Genomic DNA, 25,275 nt, shown 5'->3' with positions numbered 1-25,275 from the left:
CCACCGGGCCCCCTCGCCCGGGCCCCGGGCGCCATACGGCGCCCGGGGCCCGCCGGCCGCTCCGGCATCGCGGCGGGGGAGGCGGCCGGGGCGCGGGGAAGCGTGTACGCGGTGCGTGAGACGCGGCACGTGGCACGGACGGCATTTCATGGATCTAGCGGATTCACGCGATGTGGGCGCCCGCCGTCCCTTGGCACGGTGTGCGGACAGCACACACACCGAAGGGCGGACATCATGTCGCCGCACTCACCGGCACCGGCACCCGCACCCGGACCGGGGGACCGACTCCCGGGCACGCTCTACGCCACCGACGCGATACCCCTCCACCTCAGACGGGCCTACTGGCGCGAGGCGCTGTCCCGTACGTTCGCCGAACTCGACGTCACCGTCGCCGACGACCAGTGCGCGGGAAGCCTCCGCACCTCCCGGCTGGGCCACGTCCGCGTCGCCACGGTGGACAGCGGCCCCATGCGGGTACGGCGGACCCCGGCGCCGGCCGCGCCGGGCCCGGACGAGCACCTCGTCGTCACACTCCTGGTGCGCGGCGCCGCGAGGATCGAGCAGGACGAGCGCACGGCCGAACTGGGCCCCGGGGACATCGTCGTCTGCGACATGGCGCGCCCCCTGCGCGCGGACTTCCCCACCCCCTTCCGGACCAAGTCCCTGGTGTTCCCGCGGCGGCTGCCGGACCTGGGCGAAGCCGGCCTGCGCCGGCTCATCGCGCGGCCCGTCCACCCCGGGACACCGCTCGGCACCCTGCTGCTCCCGCTGCTCACCACGCTCGTGGACACGGCGGAGACCTACCCGCGGGCCCTGGGGGACGCCCAGGCCCGCCACGTCCTCGACCTCCTCGGGGTGATGGCCGCGGACCGGCTCGGCCACGAACCCGCCGGGACGCCCGACGCCGCCCGGGTGCTGCTGCCCCGGATCCGGGCCTTCATCGACGACCATCTCGCCGACCCGGACCTGAGCCCGGACGTCATCGCCCGGGCCCACCACATCTCCGTCCGCTACCTGCACCGGCTGTTCCAGGCCGAGGACGTCACCGTCAGCCGCTGGATCCAGCGCCGCCGGCTCCAGCGGTGCCGACGCGAACTGGCCCGCCGCCAGGCCGCCGGCCACACCATCGCGGCCGTGGCCCACCGCTGGGGGTTCACCAGCGCCGCCCACTTCAGCCGCGTCTTCCGCGCCGCCTACGGGATGACCCCCGCCGAGTGGCGCGACACGGCGGCCCACACGCCCCCGACCGCTCTCCCGCAGACGCCGACCCCGTCGTACCGGCACATCCTTCCGCCCCCGCTCCCCGTCCTCACCGGCGAGACGGACCGCACGGCGGCCTGACCCACCCGGCAGCGCCCGCACCCGCGTCCCACGGTCGCCGGCTGCGCTCGCCCCGCCCGGGCTTCCGCGGCGCTGCCCACCGGCCACCCTTCGCGCCGCCCGGGCTTCCGCGGCGCTGCCCGCCGGCCGCACCGCGCCCCACGGTTGCCGGCCGTGCCCGTCCGGGAAGCGCCCCGTGGAGCTGTCCGCCGTACGCCCTCGCCCCGCACGCCGGCCGCCCTTCCCCTTCAGCCAGCCCTCGCGGGCCGACCCGCCGTAGGCCCCCGCACCCCGCCGGACGTGCGCAAACCCGTCGTTCCTTGTCATAGTGTCCCCGGCGTGTCGTCCGCCGGGGCCGGAGCCGTGCTCCGGCCCCGGCAGCCGGCGTGACGGAGCGGAGTCACCGCTCGCGGGGCGCTCCCGGCTTCGGCGATGGGCGCGGAACACGGAGGGGCGGGAGTGACGGCGGCAGACGGATCGCTGTCCCGGGACGGTCTGCGCGGCCGGGAGGCCGAGCAGGAGAGGGCGCGGTCCCTGATCGCGGCGGTGGCCGGGACCGGAAGCGGCGCGCTGGCCCTGATCGAGGGCGAGGCGGGCATCGGGAAGACCGCGCTGCTCGCCGAGGCCGTCACCAGGGCCCGCGCCGCCGGATTCGCCGCCGGTGTCGGGAAGGCCGACGAACTCCACCACGTCGCGCCCCTGTCGTCGCTGGCGGCGAGCCTTCTGCACGGCGACCGGCCGCTGCTGTCCGCCGACGCGTTCGCCGACCTCGCCGGCAGCCACGACCAGCGGATCTGGCTCGTGGAGCGGCTCGCGGAGGCGATCGAGTCCAGAGCCCGCGGCGGTCCGGTGGTGATCGCCCTGGACGACATCCAGTGGGCCGATCCGCTGAGCCGTTTCGCCCTGAAACTCCTGCCGGCCCGCCTGCGGACCTCGCCCGTCCTGTGGGCGCTGACCAGGCGCCAGGGGCCCGGCGGGCCGCCGGAGGAGATCGCCACGGCCGCGCGCGAGGCACTCACCACGGTCACGGTCGCCCTGGGCCCGCTGTCCGGCGCGGCCATCGGGCAACTCGCCGGGGACGTCCTGGGCGCGGCCGTCGACGACCGGGTGCGGCAGCTGCTCGAAGGCGCCGGCGGCAACCCGTTCCTGGCCGTCGAGATGCTCACGGGCCTGCGCGCCGCCGGCCCGTCGGGCGAACCCGTGCCCGAGGGCCTCGTCGTGGGGGTGCGCGGCAGGCTCGCCTCCCTGCGGCCCGGCACGCTGCGCTTCCTCCAGATGGGGTCCGTGCTGGGCCGCGGCTTCGCCTTCCAGGCCGCCGCCGCCCTGTGCGGCCGGCCGCCCGCCGCGCTGCTGGAGGCGCTGCAAGAGGCGGTCCGCGCCGGACTCCTGCACGACGAGGGCGACCAACTGGTGTTCCGGCACGACCTGCTGCGCCAGGCGGTCTACGTCGACATCCCGCCGTCGGCCCGCAAAGCGCTGCACCGGGAGGTGGCCGGGCATCTCGTCGCCGCCGGCCACCGGCCGATCGACGCCGTCTCGCACATCCTCAGAAGCGCCCGGCCCGGCGACGAGGAGGCGGCCGCGCTGCTGCGCCGGGCCGCCGACGACGTCCTGCCGGTCACCCCCGGGCTGGCGGCCGACCTCATGACGCACGCGCTGGACCTGGTGCCGCCGCCGCGCCCGTCGGGATTCGCGGTGGGGGAGCGGGCGATCGTCTGCCTGAGCCGCGCGGGCCGGGACCGGGAGGCGCTGGCCGCCGCCGACCGGCTGCTGGCCTGCCGGCCGCCCCTCGACTCCTTCGGCCGGATCCAGGCGGCCCTCGGCGGCGCCCTGTGGAGCATGGACCTCGCCGACGAGCTGCGCCGCCGTACCGAGGCCGCCCTGGCCGTCGGCGGGGCCGCCCCCGAGGTCGCGGCACGGCTGGCCGCGCTGCGGGCGCTCGCCCTGTCCCGGGGCGAGGACCTGGCCGCGGCGCGCACGGCCGGGGAGGAGGCCCTGCGTGACGCCACCGCGGCCCAGGACCGGGAAGCGCATGTGCTGGCCCTGTCCGCGCTCGGCGAGATCGCGCAGAACGCCGGGGAGAACGCCCTCGCGCTGAAGCGGTTCGCCGCGCTCAGCGCCGTCGACGCCGCCTACCTGCCCGAGGAGATCGTCGCGCACCTGCACCTGGACGACTTCGCCGCCGGTGAACGGCTGCTGCTGCGGGCGGCGGACGACGCGGGCTCACCCCGGCAGGCGATGCTCCAGTGGGCCCAGGCCCAGTACCACCTGGGGCTCGGCCGCCTCGACGGCGCGGAGACCGCCTTCGTGACGATGGAACGCCTCGAGGACGACGTACAGGCCGTCGTCCAGCAGGTCAACGCGCGGGTGGTCCGCTCCCGGATCGCCCTGCTGCGCGGCGACCGGGACACCGCGCGCCACCACCTGGCCGCCGCGCGGGAGAGACGCGCGAGGAGACCGAATCCCGGCAACACCGCCGTGGTCCACTTCCTGGAAGCCGTGCACGCCGACGCCGACGGGGACCTCGCACCGGCCGTCGAGGCGATCCGGCGGGTGCAGCGGGTGGGGCCGTTCATGCGCTGGCGGCTGCTGCGCGACTGGGTCGACGCGGCGGTGCGCATGGCGCTGCGCGGTGCGGAACACGCGCTCGCCGAGGATCTGGCCGCGCAGGCCGGGGCGCACGCCGCACGGAACCCGGCGGTGCCCACCGCCACCGGGCTCGCGGCGCACACCATGGGCCTGGTCCGCAACGACCTCGGCCTGCTGGAACACGCGGTGACACTGCTCCGGGCGAGCCCCCGCCCGCTGGTCCGGGCCGCCGCGTACGCCGACCTCGGGCCGGCCCTGCTGGCGGCGGGCCGCAGGACCGAGGCGGTGACCGTCCTGACCCAGGCCCATGCCCTGTACGCCGCATCGGGCGCCCACGCCCCGGCGGCGGCTGTGCTGCCGCTGCTGGAGCGCGCGGGGGCCGGCAGCCGCCGGGCGCAGGCCGTGCCGCACCCCGTGCAGGGCTGGGAGGCGCTCACGGCCTCGGAGAAGAAGGTCGCGCGGCTCGTCGCGGAGGGCCACACCAACCGGTCGGCCGCCGAGACACTCGTGGTCTCCCCGCACACGGTCAACACCCATCTCACGTCCGTCTTCCGCAAGCTGTCGGTCAACTCCCGGGTGCAGCTGGCCAATCTGGTGGCCTCCCTGGGCGAGAACTGAGCGCCCGGGTTGGTACGTTCGCGTGAGGCGCGGCGCGGCCGACGGCGCTTGGCTGGCCCATCGAACCCAGCCGGAGGCCACCGTTATGCACGGACCCACCGCCGTACCGCCGACCGTCGTGCTCGTGCACGGGGCGTTCGCCGACGCCTCCTGCTGGAGCGGGGCCATCGGCCACCTGCGGGCCGTCGGCCTGGCCGTGGCCGCCCCCGTGAACCCGCTGCGCGGGCTGGCGCACGACGCCGCCTGCCTCCAGGCCCTCCTGGACCGGGCGGCCGGGCCGGTCGTCCTGGTCGGCCACGGCTACGGCGGCGCGGTGATCACCCAGGCCGCCGCGTGCGGCGGCGTGCTGGCGCTGTGCTACGTCGCGGCGTTCGGCCTCGACGCCGGAGAGTGCGTCCAGGACGTGCTGTGCCGCTTCGCCCCCACGCCGATGGCGGACGCCACCGTCACCGCCCAAGGCCGCGGCGGGCTGTACATCCGGGCGGAACGGTTCGCGCAGGTGTACGCCGGCGACCTCGCGCCCCGTACCGCACGCCTGCTGGCCGCCGCCCAACGGCCGCTCGACGGGCGGGCGTTGACCGAGAGGTCCGGCCGGCCGGGCTGGGCCTGCACCCCGTCCTGGTACGCCGTCGCCACCGCCGACCGGATGCTCAACCCCTCCGCCCAGCGGTTCATGGCCCAGCGCATGACGGCCACCGAACACGTGCTGGACGCCTCGCACGCCGTCGTGCTGTCCCGGCCGGAGGCCGTGGCGGCGATGATCCGGGAGGCCGTCGCCCAGGGCATGGCCCGTGACGGCGGCCACGGCCCCGCCCCGGCCGGGTGAGCCGCTCGCGTCCGCCGCTGGCCTACCATGATCCGGTCGCCGGGGGCGGGCCGGCGTACGCCGCAGGCCCTGCGACCGACACGCCGTACCGCACACGTACCCCGGGAAACGAACCACCATGATCTCACCCGCCGGACCGCTGACCCGGCGTATGTCCCGGCTTCTCATGACCGCCGTGCTGGTCCTGGCCGGCGGCGGGTGCGCCGGCCGGGCCGCGGACCCGTCCGCCACCGGCGAGGTCACCGCGATCACCGCGCTCGACTACTACACCGACACCACCGAACACTCCCAGTGGAGCCGGCGGCTCGACGACTGCGGCAGGACGGCGGGCGTCACCGTCAGGCACCGCAGCGTCCCGGTGCCCGCCGTGGTCCCCACGGTCCTGCGGCAGGGGGCGGCACGGACGCTGCCCGACCTGCTGATGCTGGACAACCCCGACGTGCAGCAGATCGCCGCGACCGGCGCGCTGACACCGCTGGACCGGTACGGCATCGACACCGGCGGCTTCTTCCCGGGCATCTCGGCGGCCGGCAGCTACCGGGGCACGGTGTACGGACTGGCGCCCACCGTCAACACGACCGCCCTGTTCTACAACAAGGACATGCTCCGCGAGGCCGGTGTCGCCGTACCGAGGACCTGGGACCAGCTGAGGACGGCGGCGGCCGGGCTGACCCGCCCCGGCCGGTACGGCATGGCGGTCTCCGCCAACGCCACCGCGGAAGGCAGCTGGCAGCTGCTGCCGTTCCTGTGGTCCAACGGCGCCGACGAGCGGCGGCTGGACTCCCCGCAGGCCGCACAGGCGCTCCAGCTCTGGGCCGACCTGGTCGGGGACCGCTCCATGTCGAGGTCGGTCCTCAACTGGACGCAGGCCGATGTCCACGACCGGTTCGTCGCCGGGCGGGCCGCCATGATGGTCAACGGACCCTGGCGGATCGCCGCCATGAACCGGACGGAGAAGCTGCACTGGGGCGTCGCCGCCCTCCCCGTGCGCACGGCGGGGCAGACCCTGGTGACACCGCTCGGCGGGGAGATGTGGACGCTACCGCGCAGCGGTTCCCCGGCCCGGCAGAAGAAGGCCGCCCGGGTGCTCGCCTGTCTGACCGACGACGCGCACATGCTCGCCCTGGCCCGGCAGAACTTCACCGTGCCCGCCCGGACCCGGGTGGCCGACCGCTACGCCGCGCAGGTGCCGTCGATGGCCGCGTTCGTGCACAGCGCCCGGGCCGCCCGCTCCCGTACCGGCCGGCTCGGCGTCCGGTGGCCCCGGGCGGCGACCGGGATCTACACCGCGATCCAGTCGGCGCTGACCGGCGAGGAGACCCCGCGGGAAGCACTCCGGCAGGGGCAGCGCATCGCGACCGCACCCTGAGGGCGCCGGGGCGCCGTCAAAGCGACACAGGGCGGGTCAGGGCGGGTGAGGGGCGGCTCCAGCCGGTATTGGCGGCGGAGAGGGCGCTGGGCGCGGCCAGCAGCATGCCCGTGGGCTCTCCGCCGCCGCCGCGGACGATCTGGCCGCCCCGGGGATCGGGTGTGTCCCTGCCGTACCCGGCGGCCTTGAGCGCCGCCCGGTTCAGTACGGCCGCCTGGTACAGGTGCAGGACGAACACGGGGTGTCGGGGGCCGCCGCGTTCAGCTCCGCCACGGTCGGCAGCCGTCGCTCGGCGAACTGCTCGACCGACCAGCCGCCCACCACCCGCACCCACTGCCCTTTGGGCGTGCGCGCCGCCTGCTCCCGCAGCATCCGCAGACCCTGGCGCAACGTCGGGACACCGTCCCAGCGCAGCTCCAGGACGTAGTTCAGGCCGCCGCGGATCACATGCAGATGAGCGTCGTTGAGTCCCGGGACCACCCGCCGGCCGAGCGCGTCGACCACCCGCGTGGCCGCCCCGACGTGCGGAGCGACGTCGTGGTCGTCCCCGACGACCGTGACGACACCGTCCCGCACGGCGATCGCCTCGGCCCGCGGCCGGGCACGGTCGCCTGTGTGCACCTTCGCGTTACGGACGACCAGGTCCGCGGCATCCTCGGTGGCCTGCGGAATCAGCCCGCCGACCGGCATCGATGGCACCTGGACCCCCCTTTTTGAACAAGCGACATGTGCGTGTCACGGCATGGACGGCATGTCACGGCATGTGACGGCACGGACCGGCCGACGTGTCGTGTCCCCGCGCGTCAGCGCGGTCGCGCCGGCCTCGCCCTCACGCTAGGCACCGTCGGCGCGGTCCCCTTCCTCTGCGCGCACCCCCACTGGTCTGCCCGTGCACGAGACCCGGTCGGCCCGGGTGACCACGACGACGAGGGCCGCGCACAGCAGGCCGGCGACGAGCGCGGGCGCCGGCGCGAAGGCGGCCGCCGGCACCGCGACGGCGACGCCGGGGAACGCGAACCGCTCGACACCGCCGCGCCGGTGAGGGCGTACGTGCACGGCCCACACCGTGAACAGGAACACCGCCACCGGCACGGTGACCGCGGCCCGCGCGGCCAGGGGCACCGCGTCGCCGTGGCGCCGGGTCAGCGCGGCGTACGCGGCCAGGCCGGCGCCCTCGGCCGCGGCCGAGGCGAAGACCGGGAAGTGGCCGTACGCCCAGACGAACCTCCCGCGCGCCGCCCGGTGCGTCGTGGCGAGGATCGTGTGCGCGGGCCGGGCGAAGTACAGCCACCACATGGCGAAGACCATCAGCAGGCCGCCCGTCGCCAGCAGGTACAGCGCGCCGGAGTCGCGGTGCCGGCCGAGCGCGTCACGGACCGCGCCTGCGGCGGCGGCCACGGACTCGCCGAGCACGATGAGGACGAACGACTCGTAGCGCTCCGCGATGTGACGCGGATGCCACGGTGTCGTCCCCGCCGACTGCGCCCACACCGGGACCGCCAGCTCGCCGGCGATCATCACCAGGACCGCCGGCAACCGTGCGTGCGCCGGGAGGAACAACAGCCCCACCCATCCCAGTTGGCAGAGCGTCACCCCGGCGGCGAAGCGCAGCGCGGTCCGGCGCCGGACCGGATCCGACCGCGCGGCCCGCAGCCACAGTGCGCCCAGGGTCGTCCGCAGGACCGCGTACCCCAGGGTGATGATCCGCAGGTCACCGTCCTGGAAGGCCCGGGCGACCCCCGCCGCCAGCACGAGTGAACCGGTGATCTGCGCGAGCACCGTGAGCCGGTACGGCACGTCGTCCGGGTCGTAGGCGGAGGCGAACCAGGTCAGGTTCATCCACGCCCACCAGACCGTGAAGAAGACCAGCGCGAAACGCAGGGCACCGGAGCCGGCGTGCCCGCCGGCCACCGCGGCGCTCAGGCACCGGGAGGCCTCCGCCACGGCGATGACGAAGCACAGGTCGAAGAGGAGCTCCAGGGACGTGGCCGTCCGGTGCGGTTCCCCGGGATCCCGACCCCGCATGGTCCCTCCGGGACGCAGCCGCCCCGCGACGTCGCGCGGTGAACGCCTCGTGAGGCGGCGGCCCATGACACCGGGGAGCATCACGCCGGCCCGTTCGCCCACTGTTGTTCCTCTCCACATGCCCGTCGGCCCGGGCAGCCGTTGCGAGCGTGGAGGGGGCCGGGCGGCCGGCTGTGCCCGCCGGCGCACGAGAAGGTGACCCCGCGCGCACACACCGCTTGCCGGGCGGCTCCGGCGGCTCGGGCTGGACGCGGGAGGCGCGGGGAGCGGGCGTCAGTAGTTCCGTCCGGGTGCGGACCTGGCACGATGCCGCCCGCGATGGTGAACAGGCCCCCTCCGGTTGCGGACCGGGGACGGCGCCCTGACCCGCCGGGGCGCACCGAGCGCTGCCGTCCGAGGTCGCCGCGTACGCACCCAGCGTCCCCTCCCCGCAGTGGTCCGGCGCCACTGCGCGGGCGGTCGCGGCGATCCGGAGCCCGGCGTACGGCACCATGACGCCATGGTGCACGTCGCGTTGTTCCACTCGGTTCTCGGTCTGCGCCCGGCCGACCTGCTCGCCGCCGAACGGCTGCGCCGTGCCGGGCACGAGGTCGTCACGCCCGACCTCCTCGGCGGCGAGACCGCGGCCACCCTCGACCAGGGGTTCCGGCTGCTCGGCCGGGTCGGCTGGGCAGCGGTGGCCCGGCGCGCCCGGCAGACCCTCGGCGGCATGCCGGACGAGACGGTGCTCGCCGGTGTCTCCATGGGGGCGGGCGTGGTCGGCGAGGTCTGGCCCGAACGTCCCGCTGCCGCCGGTGTCCTTCTCCTGCACGCCACCGCCGACCTTCCCGCGTCCGCCCGGCCGGGTCTCCGGGTACAGCTGCACGCCGCCGAACCGGACGACTTCGCACCGCCCGAGCGCGTCGCCGCACTGCACCGGGCCGCCCGGGAGAGGGGCGTCGACCTGGAGGTCTTCCGCTATCCGGGCGCCGGCCACTGCTACACCGACCCCGGGCTCCCCGACCACGACCCGGCCGCGGCCGAGCTGACCTGGCGCCGGGTCCTGGACTTCCTCGCCCCCCGGCCCACTCCGTAGGCCGTGTCGCAAGAGCACGCACCTGACGTCGCGGAGCCCGCCCTCCGGGCGAACGGCGGGAGTCCGACGACACGACCTAGTGGTCGCCGGCCTCCCCGCCCGTGCGCTGCTGGAGTTCCCACAGGGTCCGGAAGAGCCCGGGCTGCCGGGTGAGTTGCGCGTACGTCCCTTCCTGCACCACGCGTCCCTCGTCGAGGACGACGATCCGGTCCGCCACCGCGACGTTGGCGAGCCGGTGTGTGATCAGCAGGATCGCGCGCTGCTTGGCCAGCTCCCGCAGTCCGGTGAAGACGCGGTGCTCCGCCCGTGCGTCCAGGGCGGCCGTGGGCTCGTCCATCACCAGCAGGGCCGCGTTCCGGTGGAACGCCCGGGTGAGCACCACCCGCTGCCACTGTCCCCCGGACAACTGCTGGCCACCGAACCACTCCGACGTCAGCAGGGTGTCGAGGCCCGACCGCAGGCCCGGCAGCAGGTCCGCCGCCCCGGACGCCTCGCAGGCGGCCAGGACGGCGGCGTCGCCGGTGTCGCCCTGCCCGAAGGTGATGTTGTCGCGCAGCGTCAACGGCAGGTAGGTGTACGTCTGCGGGGCCAGCGCGACATGCTTCCACGCTTCCCAGGGCGCCAGCTCCGCCGTGCTGGTGCGGTCCCACGCCACGTCGCCCGACGTGGGCAGCAACAGGCCGCACAGCAGCCGGGACAGGGTCGACTTGCCCGACCCGTTCTCCCCGACCAGCGCCACGATCTCCCCGCGCCGCACCTGGAGGGACACTCCGCCGAGACTGTCCCCGGGAGCGCCGTCGTACCGGTAGGTGACATCGCGGACCTCGAACCGCTCGGGTGGCCCGGGCAGCGTCCCGCTGCCCCGGGATGCCGCCATGGCCTGCCCGTGGGCGTTGTCGAGGAACTTCTGCCAGTCCTGCACGTACCAGCCGGTGCGGATCAGCCGGGCCCCGCTGTTGATGATGCCGCGCACGGATCCGGTCGCCGTCTGGAGGGCGAAGACGGCGCCGCCTCCGGCCGCGAGGTTCATACGGCCGGAGGCCAGGAGCCAGAGCAGCGCCGCCCACACCGCGGCCGACGCCACCCCGCCGGCGACCGCGCCGGCCAGCCCCATCCACACGCCGGAGTCCGCGGCCCTGGCTCCGCGGCGTTGACGGACGCGGCGAGCCGCCGGTACCGGCCGATGAGGAACGGCCCGGCCAGGCAGGCCCGCATCTCCTCGCTGGACTCCGAGTAGGCCATGTGCCAGCGGAGCTTGTGCAGCATCCGCCGCCGTCCCGAGGTCTCCAGGCCCGCCAGATACAGCACGCGCGCGGCCCGCACGTAGGCGGCGGCCTGCGGGAGACACGCCAGGAGGAGCAGCGGGAGCAGCGCGGGGTGCAGCACGGCGAGGACGGCCGCGCCGGCGGCGAGCGTCGCCGTGGCGGCCAGCACGTTCTGCGCCTCGTCGACCAGGTCCCGAGTGACCTGGGCGCCCCGGTCGGCGATGTCGTAGAAGTCGTTGTAGCCGGGCTTGTTGTGCGCCGCCGGCTCCGCGCCGAGCGCGGCCTCGATCATCGTCAGCTCGGCGGCCCGGGCCAGCACCGGCCGCAGCCGTCCGGTCAGCCACGTCACCATGATGCCCAGCAGGGCGCGCGCACCGGTGGCGGCGGCGATGACCGCCAGCTGGGGGGCCGCGTCCCGCAGTCGCTCGGTGATGTCACCCGACGAGATCAGCGCGGTGATCGTCCCCCTGACCGCGAGGAGCCCCAGGGCGGCGAGAACGCCGGTACCGGCCTGGCAGGCCAGCAGTCCGGCCGTGGCGCCGCGGTCCGCCCGCCACGCCATCCGCAGGGACCGCAGGACCAGCGCGGGCAGCCGCCGCGCCATCGTGCCGGTCGTCATCTGCGCGCCGGCCCGGAGCCGGGACTCGTCGCGGTACAGGAACTCCTCTTCCTGCGCGCTGCGGGTGGCGTCCGGCGGGCTGGTGTCCGATGGGCCGGGAATCGGTTGTTCCTGTGTGCTGGCCGAAGTCAACGTGGTCCCCCTCGACGGTCGTGCGGCTGGCTCGGAAGGCTCAACGACCCGGCGGGCTCCTCGAACACATGTGTTTCGGCCGTGCCGGGAAGCCCGGGATCACGCGCACACCGGAGCCCGCGAGCGGCACCGGTCCTTGCCGCACATGGGCCCGGCCCGGAACGGCGGTGACCGAAAGGCCGAGCGTGCCCCGGCCCGGACGGCGTGGACGCGCTGGACCGGCTGGTGGATGAAGGCCGCCCAGTACTTAGCGCGACTATTCGTCGCTTATGCGTGCATAACCAGCACATGTGCGCCGAGTATCACCCCCCGGGGGTCTGCATGATGATGTGGAATCTTGCATACTCTTCCTATGTCCAAGGTCCTCACTTCCCTTCCGGTCGGCGAGCGCGTCGGCATTGCCTTCTCCGGCGGTCTCGACACGTCGGTCGCCGTCGCGTGGATGCGCGACAAGGGCGCCATCCCGTGCACCTACACCGCCGACATCGGCCAGTACGACGAGCCCGACATCGCCTCGGTGCCCGGCCGCGCGACCAGCTACGGCGCCGAGGTGGCCCGCCTGGTCGACTGCCGGGCGGCCCTCGTCGAGGAGGGCCTGGCCGCTCTGGCCTGCGGCGCGTTCCACATCCGCTCGGGCGGGCGCGTCTACTTCAACACCACGCCCCTCGGCCGCGCCGTCACCGGCACCCTGCTGGTGCGGGCCATGCTCGAGGACGACGTGCAGATCTGGGGCGACGGCTCCACCTTCAAGGGCAACGACATCGAGCGGTTCTACCGCTACGGTCTCCTCGCCAACCCGCACCTGCGGATCTACAAGCCCTGGCTGGACTCCGGCTTCGTGACCGAGCTGGGCGGCCGCAAGGAGATGTCCGAGTGGCTGCTCGCGCACGGGCTGCCGTACCGCGACAGCACGGAGAAGGCGTACTCCACCGACGCCAACATCTGGGGCGCCACCCACGAGGCCAAGACCCTGGAGCACCTGGACACCGGGGTCGAGACCGTCGAGCCGATCATGGGTGTCCGGCACTGGGACCCCGAGGTCGAGATCGCCCCCGAGGACGTGACCATCGGCTTCGACCAGGGCCGCCCGGTGACCGTCAACGGCAAGGAGTTCGCCTCGCCGGTCGAACTGGTCATGGAGGTCAACGCCATCGGAGGCCGGCACGGCCTCGGCATGTCGGACCAGATCGAGAACCGGATCATCGAGGCCAAGAGCCGCGGCATCTACGAGGCCCCCGGCATGGCCCTGCTGCACATCGCCTACGAGCGACTGGTCAACGCGATCCACAACGAGGACACCGTCGCCCAGTACCACAACGAGGGCCGCCGGCTCGGCCGGCTGCTCTACGAGGGCCGCTGGCTGGACCCGCAGGCGCTGATGGTCCGCGAGTCGCTGCAACGCTGGGTCGGCGCCGCCGTCACCGGCGAGGTGACCCTGCGGCTGCGGCGCGGCGAGGACTACTCGCTCCTCGACACCACCGGCCCGGCGTTCAGCTACCACCCGGACAAGCTGTCCATGGAGCGCACCGAGGACTCCGCGTTCGGTCCCTCCGACCGCATCGGCCAGCTCACCATGCGCAACCTCGACATCGCCGACTCCCGCGCGCGCCTGGAGCAGTACGCGGGACTCGGCCTGATCGGCACCGGCCACCCCGCCATCGGCGCCGCCCAGGCGGCCGCCACCGGCCTGATCGGCAGCATGCCGGAGGGCGGCGCCGAGGTCATCGCCTCCCGGGGCGAGGCCGCCGCCGGTGACGAGATGCTGGACCGCGCCGCGATGGAGTCGGGCGCCGACTGACCGTCCGTTCGATCGCACACCCCCGCGCAGCGGGCCCCGACGGTGCCGCACCGCCGGCGCCCGCTGCCGTCCGCCCGCCGAAACCGCGCCCGCCGGGACCGCGCCCGTCGGGACCGTGCCCGTCGGGGCCGTGCCCGCCGGGACCGTGCCCGCTGGAACCGCGCCTGCCGGAACTGGGCCCGCCGGTACCGCATCTGCCGGAACCGTGCACCGAGCCCGCCGGTACCGCGCCCGACATATCCACGCCCGACAGAACCGGGAGCCCGGCACGGACGGGGTCGGGTCGCCGCGCACCGCCCGGCCGCCGTACCGCCGTGAACGCGGCCCGGAACGTGGACCCTTCACCCCGGCCGCGCGCCGCCCACGCGCTGTCTGCCTCGCCCTCTCGCGTCGCCCACGCGTCGCCCACGCCCCGTCTGTCACCCCGCTCCCGCGCCGCCCACGCGGGCCTCTTCACCCCGCTCCCGCGCCGCGTGCACCCCGCTCCCGCGCCGTGCGCACCCCGCTCCCGCGCCGCGTGCACCCCGCTCCCGCGCCGTGCGCACCCCGCTCCCGCGCCGCGCGCACCCCGCTCCCGCGCCGCGCGCGAAGGCTGTCGCACCGGCGGCGATCCCGCGCCACCGTGGCGCAAAATAGTCAGGTCCATGATCGGTGGACTGTGATAGACATGGAAGCCACAAGGCGGGGCTCACTCAGACACACGTCACCAGGCGGTACGCCGCCACCGCACGCCAGTGCACACATCCCCCCCGGGACCGGGCCGCGTACCACGACGACCCCACGTCACCGTCGTATCGGCCGGGCCGGGACAGGCCGGGCCGCGAACCCGGGCACCACGCCAGCCCCGTCCACCTCTCAAGGGAGCGCCGTGCCAGCACACCAGACGCCCACTGCCGCACCACGGGTACGTGAGGTCATGGCTGCTGGCACCAGACGCCGCCGGACGCCACCCCGGAGGCCGTGACCCGCAGGCCGCCGCGCCGGCACCCCGTCGGCCGGCACGCGCCTCGTCACGAACCGGACGCCCCTCACGCAGTACTCGTCGTGGATCCCCTTGGGTGGTGTGCACATGCAGAACAATTCCGGTCCCAGCGGCGTGTCCCTGCACCGCTTCGGTCCGCCGGGCGGGGCGGGAGACCCGGCGGACCGCGCCCGCCTCGTCTGCTTCCCGCACGCCGGGGGAGGGGCGACGGCCTACGCCTCCTGGCGGCGCGCGCTCCCCGACCGGATCGACCTCCACGCCCATGTCCCGCCCGGGCGGGAGGCGCGCGGACGCGAGGCCCTGCTGGACTCCGTGCCCGACCTCGTCGCGGACGTCCTGCCGGACGTCCTGGCGCTCCCGCAGCCGCTGGTCCTGGCCGGTCACAGCTTCGGGGCGTGCCTGGCCTACGCCCTGACGCTCCGGCTGACCGAACTGGGGCGCCCGCCGGCCCACCTCGTCGTACTGGCGGCCGGAGCACCCGGACCGGCGACACCCCGGGCCCCCGGGGACGACCACGAGATCGAGCTGCTGTGGAAGCGTCTCGGCGCGAACCCCGCGGGACTCGACCGCCCCGCGTTCCGGGAACGGTTCTTCCCCGTGCTGCGCGCGGACCTCACCGCGCACGCCTCCTTCCGCCCGCCGCTCGACGGACCGCACCTGACCACACCCGTCACCGCGCTCTACGGGGACGAGGACGCCGATGTGACGGCCGACGTGGCGGCCACCTGGCGCGCGCTGTGCGCCGGCCCGTTCCGGCTCGCGGCGGTACCGGGCGGGCACTTCTTCCCGCAGAACTCGCCGACCGCGACGATCGGCGCGCTCGCCCACGCGCTCGATGTCTAGTTCGGTCGTCCGGGGAATGGCCCGGTTTATCCGCCCGGGCCGCACGCAATGCAGAGAAGTCCCCCTTGAGTGTTCGATTGACGACGGATAAGCTGCGGAGGTCGAGGATTCACGGTATTCGCACAGGGGGAACATGTGGCGATAGCACCCGACAAACCGGGGACCCTGCACCAGTTTTTCGAGGAAAGCGTCCGAAAAGCTCCCGATAATATCGCCCTGGAGTACGAGGGCGAATGCGTCAGCTACGGCGAACTGAACCGCAGAGCCAACAAGCTGGCGCACTACCTGCGCGACACCGCCGGAGTCGCCCCGGACGACCGGGTGGCCATTCTCGTACGGCATCCGCCGAGCGTGGTCATCGGCATGCTCGCCGCGCTCAAGGCCGGCGGTGCCTATGTCGCGCTGGATCCGGACAATCCGCCGGCCGTGACGCACCGCATCATCGAGAACACGGCGCCCAGAGCGCTCCTCGTCGAGTCCTCCGCCGCGGCCGGTGCCGCGTTCTTCAGCGGCGCGCTCTTCGTGACGGACGTGATGAGCGCCACCCTCGACACGCCGGACACCGACCCGGCACCGCTGTCGGCGCCCACGGACCTCGCCTATGTGATCCACACCTCGGGCACCACCGGGGCACCGAAGGCCACAGCGGTCGAGCACCACGCCATCGTCAAGACGCTGACCTGGCGCAACTCCTACTACGGCTTCGGGCCGGACGACACGACGCTCGCCATGCCGCGGCCCTCGTTCGACAGCTCCGTGGCCGACACCTTCTGTGCCCTCACCTCCGGAGCGCGACTCCTCCTCCCCGCCCGGGACCGCATCACGGACCGCCGCTATCTCACCGGCCTGATGGAGCGGCGGGAGGTCTCGCACTTCCTCATCACCCCGGCGCTCTACAGCCGTCTCCTCCCCGGCATGGACGCACAATCGACCAAGGCGCTGCGAAGTATCACGATCGCCGGGGAATGGTTCACCTCCAGCCTCGTCCGTGAACATTTCTCCCGGCTTCCCGACGTGAAACTTCTCAATGAATACGGCCCCTCCGAGAATTCCGTGTGCTCCACGGTCCACGCGCTCGGCGCCTCGGATCCGCACGTGCTCATCGGAAAGCCCATCGACCACACCGAGGCTTTCGTGGTGGACGAGGACGGCGAACCGGTGGAACCGGGCGGCACGGGCGAGCTGTATCTTGCCGGAACCCGGCTGGCCCGGGGATACCTGGGAAATCCGGAACTGACCGAGGGAAGCTTCTTCGTGCCCTCGTCCCCGTATTTCGGCGGAAAGCGGGTCTACCGGACCGGCGACATCGTCCGGGTGCACGAGGACGGCAATCTCCAGTTCGTGGAGCGCCGGGACCAGCAGGTGAAGATCCGGGGCCGGCGCGTCGACCTGGGTGACGTGGCCGAGGCCCTCACGAAGGACGACTCGGTCGACCACGTCGTCCTGCTGCGCCGCGACGTCACCTCGGCGACGCCCCGTCTGGTCGCCTTCGTCGTCGGTCCCACGGCGAGCGACGTAGAACGGCTGCGGGCCACGGCGCAGGAGAGCCTGCCGGACTACATGGTCCCGTCGGCGATCATCCCGATCGACACCGTGCCCGTCACGGGGCACGGCAAGGTGGACGAAACGGCCCTCGCCGCGCTGTACTCCGACGCGACCTCTCCGGCAGGCCCGGCGCCCGCGCCGGCGTCACCGGCCGAATCCGCACTCCTCGGGATCTGGCGGAAGATCTTCGCACCCCTCGGAGTGGGCCTGGACGACGACTTCTTCGAACTCGGCGGCGACTCCCTCAGCGTGATGGACCTCGTCGCCGACGTGGAGGAGACCCTCGGGGTCCAGCTGGACAACTCGGATCCCTACACGGGCAGAACCATTCGGAGCCTGGCTCTCATCATCGAGAACCGGCAGAGCAGCGAGGTGGGTAAACGTTGAGCGGACAGGGCGGTACTGATTCCATGGTCACGGAGTTCACGGGGGTCGACCACGACGTGGTCATCGCGGGCGGTGGCCTGGCCGGGCTCTGCCTCGCCAAGCAGCTCAAGGACGCCTATCCCACGCTCAGCGTCCTGGTGTGCGAGCGCGAGCGTTCGCCCATTCCGCTGTCCGCGTTCAAGGTCGGCGAATCGACGGTCGAGGTGGGCGCGCACTACTTCGCCGCGGTCGTCGGCATCCGGGACTACCTCGAGGAACACCAGCTGGAGAAGCTGGGGCTGCGCTACTTCTACGGCGACCGCCCCGACTTCCACCTGGAGTCCGAGTTCGGCGTCAACCGGTTCCTGCCGGCGAAGTCCTACCAGCTGAACCGGGGCTCCCTGGAGGAGCACCTGCGGGTGGTGGCGGCCGGCGCCGGGGCCGAACTCACGCAGGGCGTACGCGTCCTGGACATCGAGCTGGGCGAGCAGGACGCACCGCACCGGGTGACGTACCAGAGCGACGGGGACGACCCGGAGACGACCACCGTCACCTGCCGCTGGGTCGTCGACGCCACCGGCCGGCACCGGCTCCTCCAGCGCAAGCTGGGACTCACCAAGCGGTATCCCAAGCCGCACAACTCCGTCTGGTTCCGGCTCGAAGGACGCCTGGACACCGACGAGCTGGTGGCGCCGGACAAGACGGCCTGGCACGACCGCGCGGACGAGCCCCGGTGGCATTCCACCAACCACTTCATGTTCGAGGGCGGCTGGGTGTGGGCCATCCCGCTGGCCCCGGACCACACCAGCGTCGGCATCGTCGTGAGCGACGAACTCCATCCGGTCACCAAGTACAACCGGATCGAGAAGGCCATCGACTTCGTGGTCGACCGCGTCCCCGGCTTCGACCCGGCCATCCGCGAACTGCCGGTGCTCGACTTCCGGGTCCTGAAGAACTACAGCCACTCCTCCCACCAGGTCTTCTCCCAGGACCGGTGGGCGTGCGTCGGCGACGCCGCGGTCTTCGCGGACCCCTACTACTCGGTGGGCTCGAACCTGATCGGCTACGCCAACGGATTCGTCACCGAGATGATCGGCCGCGACCGGGCGGGGTCCTTCCAGGCGGACTTCGTCCGCTACGCCAACCGGTGGTTCCTGTCCCTGGCCGAGGGACTCACCCAGAACATCCAGGGCTCGTACGCCTTCCACGACAACCCGGTGATCATGTCCCTGAAGACGATCTGGGACTACTACGTGGGGTGGGCGTTCTCCGACCCGCAGTTCTACGGCAAGACGTACCTGGACGAGTCCGCGAGTACGACACTCAGCGCGCTCGGTGCCCCCGTCGTGGCGACCCAGGGTGCCGTCATGAACCTGCTCAAGGCATGGTCGGGCAGCTACCGGGGCGTCTTCGAGTTCGACTACATCGACTACTTCGACGACCTGCCGACCCTCGCCCGCCTCTTCGTGCAGAACCTGCCCGCCGACGACACAGAGACCCCGGCCTTCGGCCAGGTGCTGGTGAGCATCCGCGACGGCATCGACCGCATCGAGGAACTGGCCCACGTCCTGTTCTACCTGGCCCTGGAGGACGCGCTGCCCGAGCACCTCGACACCGTCCGCTCCCGCGGCTGGCTGAACGTCTCGGCACTGAGCCTGGACCCGGACCGCTGGGAGAAGGACGGCCTCTTCGCACCGAAGAGCCGGCCCCGGCTGGACGAGGTCAAGAAGCTCGAAGAGGAACTGCGCCGGCTGTACCGGGTCTCGTCGCCCGTCCAGCAGTAGGCCGCCGGACCCCGCACAGCGGGTTCACCTCCCCGAGGTGAACCCGCTGTTCTCATGCGGCGCCGCAGCGGGCAACCCGTATCCGTGCCACCCGTACCGCGGGGATCCGTCAGTGGCCGCCGGGCGCCGCCGCCGACACCGGACCGGCCGAGGACCGCGGGTCGGCGTCCGCCGCCGGCAGGCGGCGGCACAGCACCAGCAGCGGCTGCGTCAGCAGCGTGGTCGCGATCGCCATCAGCACGAACACCGTGTAGAGCGGCCCGCTCAACAGCCCCGCCTCCAGACCGGCGTTGAGAGCGATCAGCTCCGTGAGACCGCGGGTGCTGAGCAGCACCCCGATCGTCAGCGACGTACGGTTGTCCAGCCGGCAGGCACGCGCCGCCAGCGCCCCGGAACCCACCTTGGCGACGACGGCGAGCACCGTGACCACCGCCAGTACGGCCACCGCGGTGCCGCCCAGCGCGCCGACGGCGACACTGCGGCCCGACACCACGAAGAAGAACGGCAGCAACAGCGAGCCGACGCTGTCCAGCGAGCGCACCAGTTCGGGGTCCAGGGTGCCGTCGGGCTCCCGCGGCGTGACCACTCCCGCGAGCAGTGCCCCGAAGATGACGTGCAGGCCGAGCGCGCTGGTCGCCCACGCGGCCGTGAAGGCGAACCCGATCAGCAGTGCCAGCCGGGGCTGCGCGGAGACACCGGGGAAGCGGTGGAACCGCTTCAGCAGCAGCCGCGCGGGCCAGACCATCACGACGACGAAGACCACGAGCAGGAGCAGGCGTACCGGCAGTGACATCCCGGATCCGCCGCCCTTGCCCCGCATGAGGGTGCCGAGCAGGACCGCCCAGCCGACGATGTCGATCAGGCCGGCGGCCGAGACGGCGATGACGCCGGGAACCGTCCCGGCCAGCCCGTTCTCCCGCACGACGACGACCAGCACCGGTACGGCCGTGATCGACAGCGCGACGGCCAGGAAGAGGACCGAACTCGCCGAGATGTGGTGCGGGACGCCCAGCTTCTCCAGCGTGCCGTGGAACAGCAGCGTGGCGCCCGCGCCCACCGCCATCGGCACGGCGAACGCCGCGGCGGCGACCGTCAGCGTGGTCCGCGACCTGCCGCGCAACAGGCTCAGGTCCAGCTCGTACCCGACGACGTACAGGAACAGCACCAGCGAGACCTGGCTGAGCCCGGTCAGCATCGGCGCTATGGCCTGGGGAAACAGTGTGTCCCCGATGGAGTCGGGGAGTTGGGACAGCAGGCTGGGGCCGAGGGCGATGCCGGCGATCAGCTGGCCCACGATGGTGGGCTGGCCGAGTCTGCGGGACACCCATCCGCCCGCGTGGGCGGCCAGCAGGATCACCGCCGACGCTCCTATGAGATGGGTGACGGCCAGGTCAGGACTCACGGATTTCCCCCGTTGTCGGCGCCGTGCGGCACGGATGCGGCAGGCGCGGTGATGCCGTCCGGGAAGGGTTCCCGGGGCTGGGCGAAGCAGCTCAGTGCCTGGTCGAGGCCGCGGCGCAGGGCCCGGGCCGTGCGCTGCCCGGCTCCCTGCGGGTCCGCCTCCAGCCGCAGCACCCGCCGGCCGGTCCGGGGCGCCGCGAGCAGGGTCACGCTCAGCGGCACCCGGCCGGCCGGCGGGGCGACGGCCTCCGAGGCGACCAGCACCGTGGGCAGGCCGTGGGCCGGGGCCGCCGTCCGGACCGCCCGGTCCACCGCCACGACCAGATCGGCCGGGGTGGTGGCGACGGCCACGTCCACCGGGCAGCGGACACGCGCCGCCGCCCGCTGCACCTGAAGCTCGCCCGGTCCGTCGCAGCCGGCGGTCAGCAGCGCCACCGCGGAGGTCAGTACCACGAGTTCCTCGGCCGCCCGCCCGCCACTGATGCGGGCCAGGGCCCGTACGGCGCTCTCCGACAGGGCGAGGTCGGTCGTGGTGCACGCCGGTCCACCGGCGGCGTCGGCCGCCGGGGCGGGCAGTCCGGCCAGCGGCGCGTCGGGGTCGTCCAGGACGGCCCGCAGGACCTCCCGCAGCTGCTCGCCGATGCGCGCGGCGCTGTGCGCCGTGAACCGGTCGAGGCGGTGGCCGACCCGGATCTCCGCGGTCCGGGCGGTGCCCGGGTCCGGCAGCTGGAAACCGAACGACAGGTCGAAGTCACCGACCTGCGGCGGCTCGTCCAGATGCCGGGCCGTGCGCCGGCCGTCGCCGTCGCCGGCCGTGACGGCCGGCGACATCACCGTCTCCACCAGCACGTCGAACAGCGGGTTGCGGCCCGCCGTCCGCAGCAGCGCGAGGTCCTCCACGATCCGGTCGAACGGGTACTCCTCGTGCTCCTGGACGTCCAGGGCCGTCCGGCGGACCCGGTCCAGCAGGGCGGTGAAGGAGTCCGCCGGGTCCAGCGCGGTGCGCAGGACGACCGTGTTGGCGAACAGGCCGACCTCCTCGGCCAGTCCGGGCGCAGAACGGCCGGCCACGACCGTGCCGAGCGGCAGGTCCGCGAGGCCCGTCAGCCGGTGCAGCAGCACGCGGGCGGCCGCCACGCAGACCATGAACGGTGTGGCCGAGGCCCGTACGGCCACCGTGCGCAGCCGGCCGGTCAGTTCCTCGTCCAGGGGCACACGCGCCTGCCCGCCCGCGCTGTCGCGGACGGCGCCCGGCGTGTGGTCGGCGGGCAGCGCAGGGAGCGGCGGGAGATCGCCGAGCGTCCGCCGCCAGTACGCCGAGTGCGCCGCCCCGTTCCCCGCGGCCAGCCGGTCCGCCAGCGCCCGCGTGTGGGCACGGTAGCCCGGCAGCGGGGGCAGTGCGGCGGCCCGCCCCGCCTCGGCGGCGCCGGCCGCCGTGAGCAGATCGCGCAGCAGCACGGTGTACGACCAGCCGTCGTTCACGCAGTGGTGGACGTTGAACAGCAGCACGGGCCGGTGACCCTCGGCGCTCAGGTACCGCAGCCGGAACAGCGGGCCCGTGGCCAGGTCGAAACGCCACCTGGTCTCCTCGTCCCGCGCCCGGGCGAGGGCGGCCCCGAAGTACTCGGGCGCGACCGGCTGGACCAGCGGAACGACGTCCAGGTCACCGGCGTCGCGCACCACCTGCCGCAGTTCCGCGCCCGAGCCGTCCGAGGGCAGGTCGAAGGTGGTGCGCAGCGACTCGTGCCGGGCCACCACCGCGCGCACCCCGGCGCGCAGCGCCTCCTCGGACAGGGGACGGTCCAGCTCGTAGGCCTCCACCATGTTGTGGGCACGCCACTCGCCCTCGTCCAGCGCCTCCAGCAGCCACATGCGCCGCTGCGCGTTGCTCGCCTCGATGGTGGCCGGCAGCGGCTCCCCGGGCACCGGCCGCACGGGAGCGGCGGCGGGCGCGGTGGCCTGCGCGGCGGGGGACGGCCGTGCGTCGTCCAGGCCCTTGCGTACGGCCTCGGCCAGCGCCCCGGGGGTCCGCGCGGTGAAGATCTGCCGTACGGCGACCCCGCACTCCGGTTCCGCGGCGCACAGGGCGCTGACCAGCTGGGCGGCGGTGAGGCTGTGGCCGCCGGCCTCGAAGAAGTCCTCGTCGGCGGAGCGGGGCGGCTGCCCGAACACGCTCTCCCAGGCGTCGGCGACCGTCCGGGAGGCGTCGTCGTACGTCGCCCAGACCTCCGTGGCCCGGGGATCGGGCGAGGCGGCGAGCGCGGCCCGGTCGATCTTGCCGTGCGGTGTCCGGGGGAGGGCGGGCAACTGGGTGAGGAGGCGGGGCACCATGTGCGCGGGCAGTCCCTCGGCCAGCCGGGAGCGTACGGCGGCCGGTTCGACCGCGGTGTCGGCCGTGTACCAGGCGGCCAGCGTCACCGAGTCGGCCCCGGCCGGCCGGGGAAGCACCACCGCCTCCCGCACCCCGGCCAGCCGCACCAGCGCCTGCTCCACCTCGCCCGGCTCCACCCGCTGGCCGTGCAACTGGACCTGACTGTCGATCCGGCCCAGGAAGTCCAGCGTGCCGTCGGCGTTCCAGCGGGCGAGGTCGCCCGTGCGGAAGCTGTGGCCGGCGTCGCCGGCCGGGCACGGGACGAAGCGCTCCGCCGTGGCCTCCGGCGCGTTGAGATAACCGGCCGCCACACCGGGGCCGGCGACATAGATCTCCCCGGGGACGCCGACGGGTGCCGGCATGCCCCACCGCGTCACCAGGAGCACGCCGAAGCCCGGGGAGGGGGAACCGATGGGGACCGACATCAGCTCGGCGGCCCGGTCGCCGGGGCACACGTACGACGCGCACTCCACGGTCGCCTCGCACGGGCCGTAGAGGTTGACCAGCGTGCCGATGCGCAGCCGGCCCGCGGTACGGGCCATCAGGCCGCGCGGCACCGCGTCGCCGCCGAGGACCAGATGGGACAGGGGCAGCCCGGCCGTCGGCGGAAGGGCCTCCAGCATGGCCGACAGCAGGCCCGGAACGCAGTTCAGAAGAGTGACCCGTTCGGCCCGGACGCGATCCCAGAAGGTGACGGGGTCCAGTTCGTCGGGTGCGCCCATCGCGATCAGGGTGCCGCCGACGCCGAGCGTCACGAAGATCTGGTACGCCGTCGCGTCCGAGGTGAGCGCGGACAGCAGGGCGGTCCGGACGCCGGCGTCGATGCCGAGCTGCGCCGCGGAAGTGACCACCTTGTGGCGCAGCTGGTCGTGCCGGATGCTCACCGGGCGCGGCAGCCCGGTGGACCCCGAGGTGAAGAACACCACGGCCTCGTCACCGGGCCGTACCCGCGGTGCGGGTGACGGGCCGGCCGCGACGTCCGGCCGGTCGCCGAGGACCCGGACCGAGGGCACGGCCGGCAGGGCGCAGTCGGCGGGCGGCCGGTCGCCGATCAGGAGCTTGGCCTCGCTCAGCCGCAGGAGATGGCTGATGCGCTGTTCCGGATGGCCGGGATCGACGGGCACATAGGCGGCGCCCGCCCGCAGGACGGCCAGCACGGCCACGACCAGGCCCGCGCCGCGCGGCAGCAGCACGGCGACCCGGTCGCCGGGACCGACCCCGTGCTCGGCGCGCAGCTCACCGGCCAGGAGCGCCGCCTGCCGCATCAGGTCGTCGTACGTCAGACGGGTGGCGCCGTCCACGACGGCGATCCGGTCCCCGCTCCGCGCGGCCGTCGCGTCCACCAGGTCGAGGAGCGACAGGGCGGGGAAGGCGGCCGGCAAGGGCAGTCCGCTCCAGCGCTCCAGCTCGGCGCGCTGGTCGGCGCCGAGCACGTCCACCTGCCCGGCGGGGCGCCGCGGATCGCGGCCGAGGTCGGTCAGCGCGGCGGCGACACACCGTGGCAGCCCGGCCGCGGCCACCGGCACCCGCCCGTGCGCGGACACGGCCTCCACGCGCAGGGTGCCGTCCTCCTCGAGCCGCCCGCGCACCTCGACCCCGGCACGCGCGGGCCCGGAGGACTCCCCGGACACCTGCCACCGCACGGCGAGTTGGGACAGGGCCTCACTCTCCGCCGCACCCGCCGCCTGGAGTTGCGCGGCCAGCGCGCCACGGTGCCGCCAGGCGAACGGGGTCGCGGCTTGCAGGTCGGCGTGGGCGGAGGTGAGGAACTCGGTCATCGGCGTCGTCGGGCCGAGCGGTGTCCGCAGGGCGAGTTCGGCGTCCGGGTCGGCCGGTGAGGCACAGAGCACGGCCAGGTCCCCGGCCGCCCCGAAGGCGGTCAGGCACAGCCGTGTGGCGGCGAGCAGCAGCAGATGCAGGCCGACCGGGTCGTCGCCCGCGATGCGCCGCAGCGCCGAGGCAGGCCCGGCCGGCACGAACGCGGCCTCCGGTACCGGCGCGGTCGCGCCGTCCGGCTCCAGCAGGGGTTCTTGCCGGATGCCCTGGAGCATCGCGAGCCAGTAGGCCCGCACTGCCGCGGAGTCTCTTTCCGCCGTGTGGCCGGAAACAGCGGTTCCCGGCGAGGAGCGCGTCGGTCCAGGGGTAGGGTCGGGGCCTTTCGGCAACGGTGACTCCTCGGCTTGGAAAGGACAGGAGAAGATGCGTGTCAGGAAATCGAACCGGTAACCGTGCGAGGGGCGCGAAAATGCCCGAAGACGCTTCGGTGCTTTGGTTATCCGCAGGGTTGCGGGGAATGCGCGGGAAGCGAAGTGACGCGGCTCACATTGCGGGTCACTGGGTCGAAGTG

Annotated in this window: 12 protein-coding genes and 2 pseudogenes; 9 read left to right on the top strand and 5 right to left on the bottom strand. The window is 74.0% G+C overall.

The window, feature by feature from the left end; all coding sequences use genetic code 11:
• Positions 1-234 precede the first annotated feature (234 nt).
• From ABZ117_RS20415 to ABZ117_RS20400, 4 genes are all read left to right on the top strand, one after another.
• Positions 235-1,341: a helix-turn-helix domain-containing protein gene (locus tag ABZ117_RS20415; protein WP_356822642.1), complete on the top strand. Its 1,107-nt coding sequence runs from the start codon at positions 235-237 to the stop codon at positions 1,339-1,341.
• Positions 1,342-1,779: 438 nt separating this feature from the next.
• Positions 1,780-4,527 carry an AAA family ATPase gene (locus ABZ117_RS20410; RefSeq protein WP_356822640.1) on the top strand — a complete coding sequence of 916 codons (2,748 nt, stop codon included), beginning with the start codon at positions 1,780-1,782 and terminating at the stop codon, positions 4,525-4,527.
• A gap of 85 nt (positions 4,528-4,612) precedes the next feature.
• The gene (locus ABZ117_RS20405) at positions 4,613-5,353 is read left to right on the top strand and encodes an alpha/beta hydrolase (protein WP_356822638.1); all 741 of its coding nucleotides are present in this window, start codon (positions 4,613-4,615) and stop codon (positions 5,351-5,353) included.
• Positions 5,354-5,471: 118 nt separating this feature from the next.
• Complete coding sequence (locus ABZ117_RS20400; protein ID WP_356822637.1) at positions 5,472-6,722, top strand: extracellular solute-binding protein; 1,251 nt, start codon at positions 5,472-5,474, stop codon at positions 6,720-6,722.
• Positions 6,723-6,801: 79 nt separating this feature from the next.
• On the opposite strand, the pseudogene ABZ117_RS20395 reads toward ABZ117_RS20400, so the two are convergent.
• Positions 6,802-7,412, bottom strand: a pseudogene (locus ABZ117_RS20395) (amidohydrolase family protein); the annotation flags it as partial.
• 144 nt (positions 7,413-7,556) lie between these two features.
• Positions 7,557-8,747 carry a low temperature requirement protein A gene (locus tag ABZ117_RS20390; RefSeq protein ID WP_356822635.1) on the bottom strand — a complete coding sequence of 397 codons (1,191 nt, stop codon included), beginning with the start codon at positions 8,745-8,747 and terminating at the stop codon, positions 7,557-7,559.
• 499 nt (positions 8,748-9,246) lie between these two features.
• Between ABZ117_RS20390 and ABZ117_RS20385 the strand changes: the two genes are divergently transcribed.
• A complete protein-coding gene (locus ABZ117_RS20385; protein WP_356822634.1) occupies positions 9,247-9,822 on the top strand; it encodes a dienelactone hydrolase family protein in 576 nt (191 codons plus the stop codon).
• 76 nt (positions 9,823-9,898) lie between these two features.
• Here the strand turns inward: ABZ117_RS20385 and ABZ117_RS20380 are convergent.
• Positions 9,899-11,838: pseudogene (locus ABZ117_RS20380) on the bottom strand (ABC transporter ATP-binding protein).
• A gap of 352 nt (positions 11,839-12,190) precedes the next feature.
• On the opposite strand from ABZ117_RS20380, the gene argG reads away from it, so the two are divergent.
• The 4 genes from argG to ABZ117_RS20360 all read left to right on the top strand — a co-directional run bounded on the left by argG (position 12,191) and on the right by ABZ117_RS20360 (position 19,156).
• Entirely contained in the window at positions 12,191-13,636 is a 1,446-nt protein-coding gene (gene argG, locus ABZ117_RS20375) for an argininosuccinate synthase (RefSeq protein WP_356822632.1), read from the top strand.
• Positions 13,637-14,705: 1,069 nt separating this feature from the next.
• Positions 14,706-15,461 (top strand): alpha/beta fold hydrolase, encoded by a 756-nt coding sequence (locus tag ABZ117_RS20370; RefSeq protein ID WP_356822631.1) that lies wholly within the window; start codon positions 14,706-14,708, stop codon positions 15,459-15,461.
• Positions 15,462-15,596: 135 nt separating this feature from the next.
• Positions 15,597-17,393: a non-ribosomal peptide synthetase gene (locus ABZ117_RS20365; protein ID WP_356822629.1), complete on the top strand. Its 1,797-nt coding sequence runs from the start codon at positions 15,597-15,599 to the stop codon at positions 17,391-17,393.
• Positions 17,394-17,416: 23 nt separating this feature from the next.
• Complete coding sequence (locus tag ABZ117_RS20360; RefSeq protein ID WP_356822627.1) at positions 17,417-19,156, top strand: NAD(P)/FAD-dependent oxidoreductase; 1,740 nt, start codon at positions 17,417-17,419, stop codon at positions 19,154-19,156.
• 109 nt (positions 19,157-19,265) lie between these two features.
• On the opposite strand, the gene ABZ117_RS20355 is transcribed toward ABZ117_RS20360, so the two are convergent.
• A complete protein-coding gene (locus tag ABZ117_RS20355; RefSeq protein ID WP_356822625.1) occupies positions 19,266-20,558 on the bottom strand; it encodes a cation:proton antiporter in 1,293 nt (430 codons plus the stop codon).
• Positions 20,555-25,000 carry an amino acid adenylation domain-containing protein gene (locus tag ABZ117_RS20350; RefSeq protein ID WP_356822624.1) on the bottom strand — a complete coding sequence of 1,482 codons (4,446 nt, stop codon included), beginning with the start codon at positions 24,998-25,000 and terminating at the stop codon, positions 20,555-20,557. The genes ABZ117_RS20355 and ABZ117_RS20350 overlap by 4 nt, the downstream gene beginning before the upstream one ends.
• Positions 25,001-25,275: the final 275 nt, after the last annotated feature.

This window comes from Streptomyces sp. NPDC006309 (genome assembly GCF_040613095.1).
Classification (GTDB): domain Bacteria; phylum Actinomycetota; class Actinomycetes; order Streptomycetales; family Streptomycetaceae; genus Streptomyces.
This window is presented reverse-complemented; position numbering and strand designations above follow the sequence as displayed.

What these genes read in the sequence shown, in the direction of transcription:
- ABZ117_RS20360 (WP_356822627.1), top strand. Translation starts at nt 17,417, where the DNA reads ATGGTCACGGAGTTCACGGGGGTCGACCACGACGTGGTCATCGCGGGC.
- ABZ117_RS20385 (WP_356822634.1), top strand. Translation starts at nt 9,247, where the DNA reads ATGGTGCACGTCGCGTTGTTCCACTCGGTTCTCGGTCTGCGCCCGGCC.
- ABZ117_RS20390 (WP_356822635.1), bottom strand. Translation starts at nt 8,747, where the DNA reads ATGCGGGGTCGGGATCCCGGGGAACCGCACCGGACGGCCACGTCCCTG.
- ABZ117_RS20400 (WP_356822637.1), top strand. Translation starts at nt 5,472, where the DNA reads ATGATCTCACCCGCCGGACCGCTGACCCGGCGTATGTCCCGGCTTCTC.
- ABZ117_RS20370 (WP_356822631.1), top strand. Translation starts at nt 14,706, where the DNA reads ATGCAGAACAATTCCGGTCCCAGCGGCGTGTCCCTGCACCGCTTCGGT.
- ABZ117_RS20405 (WP_356822638.1), top strand. Translation starts at nt 4,613, where the DNA reads ATGCACGGACCCACCGCCGTACCGCCGACCGTCGTGCTCGTGCACGGG.
- argG (WP_356822632.1), top strand. Translation starts at nt 12,191, where the DNA reads ATGTCCAAGGTCCTCACTTCCCTTCCGGTCGGCGAGCGCGTCGGCATT.
- ABZ117_RS20415 (WP_356822642.1), top strand. Translation starts at nt 235, where the DNA reads ATGTCGCCGCACTCACCGGCACCGGCACCCGCACCCGGACCGGGGGAC.